A 12,123-nucleotide genomic window follows, 5' to 3' on the forward strand; every position below is an offset into this window, starting at 1 on the left:
TAATTAACAAGCAGCTGCGGCGTTAAGCGCAGCTTCAATATCGGCAACAAGATCATCAGCATCTTCGATACCAACAGAAAGACGGATCAGCGTGTCTTTAACCCCTGCTTCAGCGCGAGCCTCTGGCTCCATCGCTCTATGGGTCATAGTTGCCGGCACAGCCACTAAGCTTTCCACGCCACCTAAGCTTTCTGCAACTGAAAAATAATTAAGATTTTTTAAGAATGCCACTAACTCAAGTTCACCACCTTCAAGCTCAAAGCTCAGCATGGCACCAAAGCCTTTTTGCTGCTTAGCAGCGATCTCATGGCCTGGGTGATCTTTTAGCCCTGGATAATAAATCTTAGATACAGCTTTATGTTTGACTAGGGTATCAAGAATTCGCTGTGCATTCGCCTGATGTTCACGAATTCGCACTGCAAGTGTGCGAATTCCGCGCAAAGTGAGATAGCTGTCAAATGCTGAGCCAGTTAAGCCCAAGGTATTTGACCACCAATGCAGCAATTCCCCCACTTCTGGGTCTTTGGCAACCACGGCGCCACCAACCACATCGCTGTGACCATTTATGTATTTAGTGGTTGAGTGAATAACGATATCAGCCCCAAGTAAAAGGGGTTGCTGCAAAATAGGCGACAAGAAGGTGTTGTCTACAACAACGAGTGCGCCCACTTCATGGCTCGCCGCACAAATGGCTTCAATATCGACCACTCGTAGTAAAGGGTTAGACGGCGTTTCTAACCAAACCATTTTAGGTTTTTGAGCAATTGCTTGATTAAGTGCTTGTGAGTCAGTTTGATCGACCACTATTAACTTGAATTGACCTTTTTTAGCCAGATTTGTAAATAAGCGGTAGCTGCCACCATAACAATCATGAGGCACCACAATTAAATCATCAGGGCCTAGTAAGCTCGTGGCGAGTGTAATCGCTGCCATGCCTGTACAAGTCACCACACCGGTAGCGCCTTTTTCAAGCTCAGCAATCGCGTCACCAAGAATGGAGCGGGTTGGGTTGCCAGAACGGCTATAGTCAAAATCTCTTGGATTTTTATGTCCATCAAAAGAGTAGTTAGTAGATAGGTAAATCGGTGGAACAACTGCTCCATGCTGGCTATCGGACTCAATGCCTTGACGCACTGCCGCAGTGGCGAGTTTACGCTCAGTCATGTACTACTCCTTTATATGCTGATTTTCTTCTAAGAGATGTCTGGACGTCTAAATGTACCGAACCACACAAGTATCGTCAACCACTTTAGACGTTTAGACGTCCATGCATATAGAAATCTATTTGCAATTGTCATAAATAAGAGGCAATAATTTGACTGCACAATTTAAAGGGTTAAAATCTGCCCCGAATTTTGAAATAACAGGTGAGTCAATGACTGAGTGGAATGGCGATTATATCAGCCCATATGCTGAACACGGCAAAAAGAATGAACAAGTGAAAAAAATTACTGTGTCCATTCCTTTGAAAGTACTTAAGGTACTTACCGATGAACGCACCCGCCGCCAAGTGAACAACTTGCGTCACGCCACAAACAGTGAACTGTTATGCGAAGCATTCTTGCACGCATACACAGGCCAACCATTACCAAACGATGCAGATCTTACTAAAGATAAACCTGACAGCATGCCTGCAGAAGTGAAGCGTTTGATGGATGAGATGGGCATTGAGTGGGAAGAACTTGAATAATCTTCATCGATTATCCAAATATACTCTCTAGATAAGGACTGCTAAGCAGTCCTTATCTGTTTCTGTCCTAAGCACAAGCTTAAGCAGCATTCCGCTATAGCCTCATGGCTGGATAAACCAATGATAGATCCTATTACCCTACTGCTGGCGTCACTGATTATTTTTTGTGGCGCATTAACCCAAAGCTTAATTGGTTTTGGCTTGGCCGTTGTTGCTAGCCCTTTGTTGTATATTGTGGATCCTAGCTTAGTGCCTGCGCCTGTTATCATGATGGGGTTTTCAATTGCGCTGTTAACGCTATTTAGAGAACGCGGCCAGTTAGAGTTTAATGGCCTGCAATACGCGCTACTTGGACGAATTCCTGGTGGGATCTTAGGCGCAACCTTAATCCTTATAGCACCGCAGCCAATTTTAGGCTTAGCCATTGCAGGGATTGTTGGCTTAGCAGTGGCTTTAAGCTTGATGAAATTCAGCATCCCAGTGAATCGCTTTAGCTTATTTATCGCCGGAGTCTTATCCGGCGTATTTGGCAATATTGCAGCTATTGGTGGTCCGCCGCTAGCCATTTTGCTCTCAGGCAAAGATGCCAGTCAGTTCCGCGCGGCTTTATCAGCTTTCTTTATCTTTAGCTCAATGATAGCGCTAACCATATTAGCATTTGCAGGTTTACTGACGCTTGAGCATTTTTATATCTCATTAATGTTGCTGCCATCTGTAGTACTAGGCTACCTGGTGGCAGGTCGGTTAGTTGGCCGAGTCGATAAACAAAAAACCAGAGCAATCACGCTGGCGTTATGTGCGCTAAGTGCGTTTATCCTGACGGTAAAATCGACTTACGAATTACTCGGCTAGATTAGAAGTGATAGGAGGTTTGTAAAACGCCTCCTATCGCATTGTCGTCACCAAACATTCCAGTAAAATCTAAGAAGAACGACTCACCGAAAGCAAAACCAGAGCCAAGCGAATAGATATTGGCAGTTGAGTCTTTCATATCGTGGCGATATCCAAGTCTCAACGACATCCAATCAAACGCCTTTACCTCACCACCCACTCGCCAATACTGAGTGCCCTCAAGCTGCTTAAACTTATTATTTTCGATTAAATCGATATCAGTTGTCAGAGACAAGCTGTCCCAGTCATAGGCCACTCCCGCCGTTACCAAAGGTTCAACCCTGTAGGTAAATTTACGTCCATCGATTTCTACAGTATCCACGCTATGGCTAATTAAATTTCTAGCCGACAAGCCAAGAGTTAAGCGTTCGGTTGGCTGCATCGCTACGCCAATATCAAGGTTAAATTGGGTTTCATCATTTCGATACTTAGCATCGTCAAAATCGCTAGCATCAAAGTTATTAGCATTAGCCGCATAGTTATAAGTGTCGATACGTTGCAACTTAGGCGATATCCCCACAGCAATCGGCATATTCACAATAGAAAGCGGAAAGCTAAGGGCGACACCAAAGTCCGATACAGCTCCCGCAAATACTTTGCCTTCGGAGTCTAAGTCAGTCACTTCGGGCGGGTTATTAGGATCTAACGTATTAAGCGTATCAATATCTGACTGGGCGATATCAGCAATACCAACGGCATCAAGGTAGCTTTTATAAAAGATAGCCATTGGCATAGATTGATAAGGAATCGCGACGCTGAAGCCTAACCCAGCACTCGCGTAGGCAGAGTTGCCTTTGAGGGAATCTAAATCACTGACCAAATCATCACGAAACTGTTCGACCGCTATGGTATCGCCCACATCAATAGCATTCACTAGTCCATCATAGGCATCGCTAAGCGAATCAAACTTGTCGATCATGTCGTCACTATCGGCTAAATCTACGCCCAACGCAGGCAATAACAAAACCACATCATTATTTTTATGAGCATTAACCGCTAACAAGGCAGGATTAACAAACGCCGCGCCCTCTCTATTTGAAGCTGCAATACCAGCGCCCCCCATAGAGTCACTTCGAGCCTCAAAATAACCTTGTCCAGCATGAGCTGTAAAACAAGGCAATAAGACATAAGCCAGAGCGATTATCTGTCGTTTCATCCATTCCACCCTTTTTATATCCCTAACACTTTAAGCAGCAATACGGCTCAAACCGAAAAAAGGTTATTTTTTGTTCTAAGAATATTCTAAGACAAAATTTGCAGGTGAGGAGGACAAATCATCACTTTATATAAAACAATTACTCATAAGCCTGTTAGGCAACAAGGAGCTGCTCATTTAAACCTCGGGAAGCTCCACATACTGCATAAAGTTTTGGGTGGTAAATTCGATAAACTGTTTCAACCTTGCAGGCTGAAACTGATCTTTGCTGTACAGCAAATAAAGAGGCGTATCAGATATGGTCCACTCATCAAAAACATGCACCAACGCGCCGCTATTGAGCTCAGTGCTGCAATAAATTTCAGGCAGTCGCACAATCCCGTTACCCGCAAGCGCGCTACTTTTCATTACTCTACCGTTTTTACATAAAAACGACCCAGCGATAGTAATTTCGGTTTTTTCACTTTTATTAGCAATACGATGATAGTTCCAGTGATATACCGAACCGGTAATGCAGGAATGGTTTTTTAGATCTTTGGGGTGCAGGGGCCGACCACGCTTGGCAATATAGTCCGGTGAGGTCAAAGTGCAATTAGCAATATCCATCAGCTTTCTTGCCACTAAACCAGAATCTTCAAGCTCGCCCATACGAAACACCAAATCAAACTCATCTAAAACAAGATCCACCCGTTGGCTACTAAAATCCAGATGGATCTGAATATTGGGATGCTGACTCATAAAGTCATTTACCAGCTGATTAACAATCTCCTCACCGATATAGCCACCGACACAGTTGATATTAATCTTGCCCTGTAAGTTATGAGCATCATCAACTGTTTTAGCGACTGCCTGCTCCATCACATCAAGTGCATGCCGGCAACGTTCATAAAAGAACTGCCCTTGCTCTGTTAGCCGCTGCGCCCTTGTTGTACGAGTAATCAAAGTCACCCCAAGATAACGCTCAAGCTGCGTCAATTGCTTAGAAAGGTGAGAGCGAGAACAACCAAGCTTCTCTGCAGCAATAGTAAAACTGCCCTTTTCTGCTATCACGGTAAACGCTCGCACATCTGCTAAATTTAAATCTTGGTACATAACTGGCAACCAAATTCCATTGTCATTAAGCGACTCAATTAGGAGTTATATGTAAACAATCTTATTCTCTATAGATTATATATCAACAATAATCTGTTAGATAAAATACTCGCAGTTCACCAAGACCCCCTTTTTTATTGAGGCTGATATGAAACAACTAATCGTTATTACAGGTGCATCTTCTGGTATTGGCGCAGCCATGGCTCAAGCATTCAGCGCTAAAGGTCACCCACTACTTTTATTAGCTCGCCGTGTAGAACCAATGCAAGCACTAGGCTTAGAAAACAGCCTATCAATTAGTGTTGATGTTACCGATGCCGATGCAATGAAGGCAGCTATCGCAGAAGCTGAAGCTAAGTTTGGCCCTGTGGGCTGCTTAATTAACAACGCCGGCGTAATGCTACTTGGGGCTGCAGACGTGCAAGATCCTGCAGAATGGAGCCGTATGCTTAACATCAACGTGATGGGTGTACTAAACGGTATTCACGCAGTGCTAGCTGATATGAAAGCCCGTAAAACCGGCACTATCATCAACGTAAGCTCAGTTGCTGGCCGTAAGACATTCCCGAACCACGCCGCTTACTGTGCAACTAAGTTTGCAGTACACGCACTCACTGAAAACATCCGTGAAGAAGTGGCCATGGATGACGTACGCATGATAACAATTGCACCTGGTGCAGTTGAAACAGCATTGCTGAGCCATACCACCAGCGAAGAAATTAAAGACGGTTATAACGACTGGAAAGAATTTATGGGCGGTGTAATGGACCCAACAGCGGTTGCAGATGCTGCAGTATTTGCATTTGAGCAGCCACAAAATGTATGTGTGCGTGAAATCGTATTAGCGCCAACTCGCCAACAGCCATAACGGCTAACAGCATTGACGTTTAAGCCCTTCACGTTAATCCTGTAGGGCTTTTATTACCTATAACACTACTCAATATTTCCCTTTAGTAAGACCCCATTTCATTAAATCCTTCATCACCAGCAAGCTCATAGTCAAACTATATAATTCGTTTAAAAATCATCAACAAAACAATATGAATTAATGCGCAAAAAACCAAAATCGCTGCTACGTTTAAAATAGGCTTTATCGTCAGCGATAACTCTTTGAGTGCGAACCAATAGAGTTGAGCTGTCTGATCGAGTCTTTTTCATTTCACTTAGTCAGGGACGAGGTAAGTAATGACAGAGAACTTCAGTCTAATTAAAAGTAATCGCGCTTGGACAGAGTTGTTGCTGTCATCAACATTCATCAATCTCCTATCTCTCGCTTTACCCTTCACCATGTTGCAAATTTACGACCGTATTTTGCCTAACCAAGGTTACGGTACCGCCAGTGTACTGGCATCTGCAGTTGCCATTGCGATACTGCTTGAGCTAATACTACGTTATGCTCGCAGTTGGATGCTTGCCTCCTCAGCAGCAAATTTTGAACTACAAACCACCACCAAAGTCGTCAACGCATTAATGCAGTCCGACTACCACCACGTTGAAAACCTCGGCACAGGCAAAGTGTCTAATGGCTTGGCCAGCATTGCAGCAATGCGGGAACTCTATTCAGGCCAGGCCTTAGTCGCCTTAATGGATTTTCCTTTCGTACTGATATTTTTAGCCTTAGTTGCCTACATAGGCGGACCTTTAGTGTTTATTCCCATTGCAGTGTGGGCGCTGATTGGTGCAATGGTATTTTTAATCGGTAAAAAACTCACCCTAGCAACACAAGCGCTAGCCCTCTCTGATAGTGAGCGATCACGTATGTTGATATTGGTGCTATCAGGGCTAACCACAGCCAAAGCCTTAGCCATGGAGTCACGTCTCGCATCAAGCTACAGTGAAATCAACTATCGCCGTTTGGCGGAGCAGCAACAAGTAGACTGGTTATCTTCTAAATTACAGGAGTTAATCCAAGGAGCCTCTCAGGCGACAACCTTGCTGATTGTGCTAATTGGTTGCCTAGAGGTGCTCAATGGCACATTAACAACCGGTGGGTTAGCAGCTTGTTCAATATTGGCCGGACGCGCCATTGCACCATTAAGTGCCATCATCAGCCTTCGCTCAAGACTTGCCAGCGCGAAAACAGCCATGTCACATGTGGATGACTTAACTAAACTGCCGCAAGAGTCATTTAAAGCAAATGTGCAATACCAACAAAAACTGCCACTCGGCCCCATCACTTTTACCGATGTTGCCAGTAGCCATGTGGGTGCAAAACTCGATAAGTTTAATCTTGAGATTAACCCCGGCAGTTTGGTTTGTATCACCTCTGATCCACTCACTCATGCCAGCTTGTTACTCAGTGTCATCGGTGCGTTTCACCACCTTGAGCAAGGTAGCATCTATATTGCTGGAGTTGCACAACAAGAACATAGCGCGGACGAGTATCGCCAATCCGTTACCTACGTGGCTCCCTGGCCAACACTCTTTGCCGGCAGCCTATTGGAAAATATGACCCTATTTAGGCCAGAAAAAGAATCGTTGGCGATGGAAATTGCAGAACAACTGGGGCTAACAATGAGCATTGCCAAATTACCCTCCGGTTACCAAACAGAGGTGGGTGTGAATGACAGCCAAATGCTCAATAAAGGCGCGATAAAGCTACTCGCCATAGTGCGAGCAATAGTGCAATCACCTTCTATTTTATTACTCGATGAACCTATGATCTCTCTTGATGCCGATTCCCAAGCCAGGTTATTAAGCTTACTCAACCAATACAAAGGCAAAATGACCATTGTTTGCGCGTCTCACTTTAGCGCGCTCGCCGAGATAAGTGATTTACGAGTCAATATAAATCCTCAAGGCCAAGCAGAGCAGCTTGCACCTATAGCCTCAACAAAAGGATGAAAACAATGACTGATAGCACCATGATTCATCCTAACAGTACGATTGCAGAGGCTACTGATTCCGCAAGTCGCTCTGAGTTAAAAAATATTCTCGTCACGCTATTACAGCAACTTGGGTTATACGCTCAAGCCACAAATCTGATTAGCGATAAAGCCATTGCAAGTATTGATACCGCTCAGCTTGCGGGCCTACTTAAGAAACACCATTTAGACTTTTCAGTCTATAAGCTACATAAAACTGCGCTGTCTCAATCGATACATCCTTTTATTGTTGTACCTGAGAGTGAGCCAGCCTTTTTGGCACGTAGACATGGCGAAGTAATTGAGCGGCTTGATAGTGCTAGCAATCAATGGCAACAAATAAATTACGCAGAGTTGCCAAAATCGAGCCATATCTTTGTGATTGAGTCACTACCGAGTAGCAAGCAAAATGCACGCGCTTTTGCAGCCCACATGAGCAAGAGAACCAAGTGGTATCGACCCGTGTTTTGGTTAAGTTTACTGTCGAGTATTACCGGCCTTGCAGTGCCACTATTTACCATGGCGGTTTACGATAAAGTTATCGGTGGTCAAGCCCCTAACGTATTACCCAGCATTGCCCTTGGCGCAGCACTGGCGCTAGCGATATTAATCTCAAGTCGCTTAGCTCGAGCCAACCTACTCGCCACTGTCAGTAATCGATTTGCTAGAGATTTATCTGATATTACCTTTAGACGCTTGCTTAGCATGCCGTTAATGGTGCTATCCCGAGTGGGTGTGTCTAACCATATTGCAAGAATGCGTAATGCTGAAAAGGTGCGGACTTTATTATCAGGCCCAGGTGGCGCAGGCCTAGTCGATTTACCCTTTACTCTGATTGCCTTTGTCACGATTGCACTATTAAGTGGCTGGTTAGTTTTGGTGCCGATTGTAATGTTATTGCTGTTTTATCTTGTTATGAAAGCAGTCAATAAATATGCCCAATCTGCATCGCCAACAATTAGTAATGATTACCAAAACTCAATTAACGAGCTCTCTAAAAACTTACTCCAGCTAAAAACCAGTGGCGATACTGAGGGGTGGAATACTAAGTTTGCCCGTCAATGCAAAGAAAACTGTCGGCAAAACTTTTTATACGCTAAACGTAATGGCCTCAACGCAGCAGTAGCACATGCGATGAGCTTGTTAACCGCGTTAGTGACCGTGTTCACGGGTATTTTTTTAGTGTTAAACCAGAGCATTAGCCCTGGCGCCTTGATTGCTTGTGTGATGCTTATCTGGCGTATTACTGGCCCTGCACAGTTGGCTTTTTCTTCTAGTCAAAAGATCACCATGATGGACTCGGCAATTAAGCAGTTTGACCGCTTTATGCAAGCGGGTACCGAGCATAGCGAGTTGCGCTTGGATACCCCGGCCACAGATCGCGCTCCGGCGATTAGCTTCCAGCACGTAACCTTGCGCTATAGCGCAGAGACTGAACCCGCTCTTGCTGGCGTTTCTGTGGATATTGCTGCCGGTGAAAATGTTGCCATTATCGGCCCCAACGCTTGTGGCAAAACATCTATGCTACTCGCTGCAATGGGCGTTGCAGAGGCGCAAGCTGGCTACATTACCGTCAATGACAAAAATCTTAAGCAGTACGACCCAGAAACCTTTAGGTTATGGGCAGCCTTTTGCCCTGCTGAGCCCGATCTGTTTCCGGGCAGCTTAGCTGAAAACTTAAGGATAGCTAAACCCGATGCTAGCGATGAGGAACTGATCAAAGCCCTTACTGCAGCAGGCGGCAGCTCGTTATTTGCGGCGCTCAATAATGACTTAGACATCGATCTGTTTAATCGTGGCCACACTTTATTATCCGCTGTAGAAGGCAGTTACATTAGCTTAGCTCGAGCATTGTTAAAACAATCGACGCTTATCATCTTAGATGAGCCCATTGCCAACCGTAACCCTGCGGCTAAAGCGGCACTGCTTAATACCTTTAACCAATTAAAGGGCCAAGCTACCGTGCTATTTACCAGTCACGATCAAGAGCTGATTCAACAGGCTGACAAGGTCGTTATCCTAGATAAAGGCGCCGTGGTTTATGCAGGCCCTATTCCCGACAAAAATCAATCTCAAGCTGCTGGCTCACAAGAGGAAAACTCACATGGATAATCGTCAATTGGCAAATAGAGTTTACCCTGCGCATGAGTTTACCGATGCGATTGAAGCGCCTACTGAGCGTAAATTTATTAAGCGCATTATATTGTTGATCACAGGCTCAGTACTCATCATGCTGCTTTGGTCTATTTTTGCTCAGGTAGAGGAGATCTCAAAATCTAAGGGCCAAGTCGTGCCCTTAGGTCATCGGCAAGTTATACAAAGCCAAACTGGTGGCACCATAGCCTCGGTCATCGTAGAAGAAGGCGATGTCGTCAAAAAAGGCGATGTACTCGCAAGTTTTGTCGCCATTGATAGCCAATCAGCAGAAGAAGAGTTAGCCAGTAAACGCGCTAACTTACTGCTAAGGATTGAGCGATACGATGCCTATATTGATGAGCGTGATGCCGACTTTAGTGAATTCCTCGAGGTATATCCGCAACTCGTTAAGTTACATCGTTCTTCGCTAAAGCGGATGAACGAAGAACGTATAGCAATGGCAAGACTCTCTGAATCTGATATCGCCAAATCTCAAGCTGAACTTGATGGTTTAAAGGCTGAAATAGAGCCGCTTAGTGACCAAATCAATACCGCGAAACAAACCTTAAAAATGATGAATTCGGTAACCGAAGAGCAAGCTGTGTCTAAGTTACGTATTTTAGAATCGCAACAGAAACTCGACTCTTACATGCGCGAATTAAAAGGCATGGAGAGTAAGCAGCAGGTACTCGCCAAAAATGTAGTTAACTTGCAGCAACAACTCAAACAAAAGCAAGCCACCTTAGTCAAAGACGTTGGAGAGAAACGCACTGAAGCTCAAGCTGAGCTGTTGGGGATTATCGCCAGATTAAAATCTTCAGGGTCTTTAGTTTCACAAAATACCATCACTGCGCCAGTAGACGGCATTATCCAGTCGATTCCATCAACTTCATCGGGCAGTGTTATTCAGCCTGGCGGCACGGTTGCTGTCATAGTGCCTATGACTAAAACCGGTTTAATGGAAGCAAAACTATCACCGAGGGATATTGGCTTTGTCCGTGTAGGTCAACCTGTACGAATTAAAATTGATGCTTTTGATTACAGTCGTTATGGCGCTTTAGACGGAATCGTTAAACGTATTTCTCCCAGCACCGATGCCGATGAAAAAGGTGGCGTGTTTTATAAAGTACAAATCGCAATCGATAAGCCTTACTTCTCAGATAAACCGGGGCAATTTGACTTGATCCCAGGGATGACTGGCGAAGCAGACATAGTCACTGGCGACAAAACCGTTTTTCAGTATTTATGGAAGCCTGTTTTTACCAACGTAACAGAAGCTTTTGGCGAGCGATAAAGAGGACGTAAACAATGAGCCATGATAATAACAAGCATGATAGTAAACATAGTTCTGCCTCTGAATCGCACAGTCACTCTACTAACCATCTTAATGACAAAGATAATGCTCTAGATAACAACAACCTTCAAAGTGAACAAAGCAAACGCGATAAAGCATCAAAAAACAAAGCCAAGCAGATTGATAAAGATGTGGCTCGCCTGCAAGCTAAAGAACTAAGAGATTCAGCCAAAACCACCAGCATAGGTAATAAAGATTTGGTTGCCGATAAGTCATGGTCAACTCAAGCAACCGCCTCAACAGATACGCTTGATGATGCGAGTACCGTTAATGACAGTGATACTACGACCAATCTTGAACAAGATAATCAGGCGTTAGCAGATCTCGATAACAATAGCGCCACAGCAGAAACAAACAATGTCACTCAAACCGAAAATGCTTTAGAAAATCAAACCTCGCCAACGCAGCAAACAGCTGCCAATAAAGCCACTCGGCCAACGGGCTCGACCGAAACAACAGGCTTGGCCTCTGGGCCTAATTTCCGCAATGAAAACACCCAAGCACCGGGGCTAACTAACTTAGAAAAAACGCTAACCTTCAGTGCCAATGAACATCAGCAACCTCATTTTACTGTAGCCATAGCGTTGCATTCTTCTCAGCCAGCAACTATTACACCAACGCACACTCCCGAGATTTTGCCGGGCACCACCGCGACCACGGTGCCCTCAACGACAGGAGCAAGTACAGGCACTGGAGTAGGTACTGGAACAGGTACTGGAACAGGTACTGGAACAGATATTGGTACAGGCATTGGTACAGGCACTGGCACTGGCACAGGTACTGGCACAGGTACTGGCACAGGTACTGGCACAGGTACTGGCACTGGTACTGGTACTGGCACAGGTACTGGCACAGGTACTGGCACTGGCACTGGCACTGGCACTGGCACTGGCACTGGCACTGGCACTGGCACTGGCACTGGCACTGGCACTGGCACTGG

At 45.0% G+C, this 12,123-nt stretch carries 10 protein-coding genes; 7 read left to right on the forward strand and 3 right to left on the reverse strand.

Annotation, left to right across the window (positions count from 1 at the left end):
* Window positions 1–3 precede the first annotated feature (3 nt).
* Window positions 4–1,164, reverse strand: a complete 1,161-nt coding sequence (gene metB / locus MSG37_RS08650; RefSeq protein WP_248470189.1) for a cystathionine gamma-synthase — start codon at window positions 1,162–1,164, stop codon at window positions 4–6.
* A gap of 211 nt (window positions 1,165–1,375) precedes the next feature.
* Between metB and metJ the strand changes: the two genes are divergently transcribed.
* Both metJ and MSG37_RS08660 read left to right on the forward strand, forming a co-directional pair.
* Window positions 1,376–1,690 (forward strand): met regulon transcriptional regulator MetJ, encoded by a 315-nt coding sequence (gene metJ, locus MSG37_RS08655; protein ID WP_012153825.1) that lies wholly within the window; start codon window positions 1,376–1,378, stop codon window positions 1,688–1,690.
* Window positions 1,691–1,810: 120 nt separating this feature from the next.
* The gene (locus MSG37_RS08660) at window positions 1,811–2,542 is read left to right on the forward strand and encodes a sulfite exporter TauE/SafE family protein (protein WP_248470190.1); all 732 of its coding nucleotides are present in this window, start codon (window positions 1,811–1,813) and stop codon (window positions 2,540–2,542) included.
* Between the two features lies 1 nt (window position 2,543).
* On the opposite strand, the gene MSG37_RS08665 is transcribed toward MSG37_RS08660, so the two are convergent.
* Both MSG37_RS08665 and MSG37_RS08670 read right to left on the reverse strand, forming a co-directional pair.
* Window positions 2,544–3,737: a conjugal transfer protein TraF gene (locus MSG37_RS08665; RefSeq protein ID WP_248470191.1), complete on the reverse strand. Its 1,194-nt coding sequence runs from the start codon at window positions 3,735–3,737 to the stop codon at window positions 2,544–2,546.
* 177 nt (window positions 3,738–3,914) lie between these two features.
* The gene (locus MSG37_RS08670) at window positions 3,915–4,829 is read right to left on the reverse strand and encodes a LysR family transcriptional regulator (RefSeq protein ID WP_248470192.1); all 915 of its coding nucleotides are present in this window, start codon (window positions 4,827–4,829) and stop codon (window positions 3,915–3,917) included.
* Window positions 4,830–4,977: 148 nt separating this feature from the next.
* On the opposite strand from MSG37_RS08670, the gene MSG37_RS08675 reads away from it, so the two are divergent.
* The 5 genes from MSG37_RS08675 to MSG37_RS08695 all read left to right on the forward strand — a co-directional run.
* The gene (locus MSG37_RS08675; RefSeq protein ID WP_220780659.1) at window positions 4,978–5,697 is read left to right on the forward strand and encodes an SDR family oxidoreductase; all 720 of its coding nucleotides are present in this window, start codon (window positions 4,978–4,980) and stop codon (window positions 5,695–5,697) included.
* A 317-nt stretch (window positions 5,698–6,014) separates the two neighbouring features.
* Window positions 6,015–7,673 carry an ABC transporter transmembrane domain-containing protein gene (locus MSG37_RS08680; RefSeq protein ID WP_248470193.1) on the forward strand — a complete coding sequence of 553 codons (1,659 nt, stop codon included), beginning with the start codon at window positions 6,015–6,017 and terminating at the stop codon, window positions 7,671–7,673.
* A gap of 5 nt (window positions 7,674–7,678) precedes the next feature.
* Window positions 7,679–9,805 carry an ATP-binding cassette domain-containing protein gene (locus MSG37_RS08685; protein ID WP_248470195.1) on the forward strand — a complete coding sequence of 709 codons (2,127 nt, stop codon included), beginning with the start codon at window positions 7,679–7,681 and terminating at the stop codon, window positions 9,803–9,805.
* Window positions 9,798–11,123 carry an HlyD family type I secretion periplasmic adaptor subunit gene (locus MSG37_RS08690; RefSeq protein ID WP_248470196.1) on the forward strand — a complete coding sequence of 442 codons (1,326 nt, stop codon included), beginning with the start codon at window positions 9,798–9,800 and terminating at the stop codon, window positions 11,121–11,123. The genes MSG37_RS08685 and MSG37_RS08690 overlap by 8 nt, the downstream gene beginning before the upstream one ends.
* A 14-nt stretch (window positions 11,124–11,137) precedes the next feature.
* A partial coding sequence (locus MSG37_RS08695) for a hypothetical protein (RefSeq protein ID WP_248470197.1) occupies window positions 11,138–12,123 on the forward strand: 986 nt, incomplete at its 3' end.

The sequence above is a fragment of the Shewanella sp. 1CM18E genome, assembly GCF_023161665.1.
GTDB lineage: Bacteria > Pseudomonadota > Gammaproteobacteria > Enterobacterales > Shewanellaceae > Shewanella.

What these genes read in the sequence shown, in the direction of transcription:
- MSG37_RS08670 (WP_248470192.1), bottom strand. Translation starts at nt 4,829, where the DNA reads ATGTACCAAGATTTAAATTTAGCAGATGTGCGAGCGTTTACCGTGATA.
- MSG37_RS08660 (WP_248470190.1), top strand. Translation starts at nt 1,811, where the DNA reads ATGATAGATCCTATTACCCTACTGCTGGCGTCACTGATTATTTTTTGT.
- MSG37_RS08680 (WP_248470193.1), top strand. Translation starts at nt 6,015, where the DNA reads ATGACAGAGAACTTCAGTCTAATTAAAAGTAATCGCGCTTGGACAGAG.
- MSG37_RS08665 (WP_248470191.1), bottom strand. Translation starts at nt 3,737, where the DNA reads ATGAAACGACAGATAATCGCTCTGGCTTATGTCTTATTGCCTTGTTTT.
- MSG37_RS08685 (WP_248470195.1), top strand. Translation starts at nt 7,679, where the DNA reads ATGACTGATAGCACCATGATTCATCCTAACAGTACGATTGCAGAGGCT.
- MSG37_RS08675 (WP_220780659.1), top strand. Translation starts at nt 4,978, where the DNA reads ATGAAACAACTAATCGTTATTACAGGTGCATCTTCTGGTATTGGCGCA.
- MSG37_RS08690 (WP_248470196.1), top strand. Translation starts at nt 9,798, where the DNA reads ATGGATAATCGTCAATTGGCAAATAGAGTTTACCCTGCGCATGAGTTT.
- metJ (WP_012153825.1), top strand. Translation starts at nt 1,376, where the DNA reads ATGACTGAGTGGAATGGCGATTATATCAGCCCATATGCTGAACACGGC.
- metB (WP_248470189.1), bottom strand. Translation starts at nt 1,164, where the DNA reads ATGACTGAGCGTAAACTCGCCACTGCGGCAGTGCGTCAAGGCATTGAG.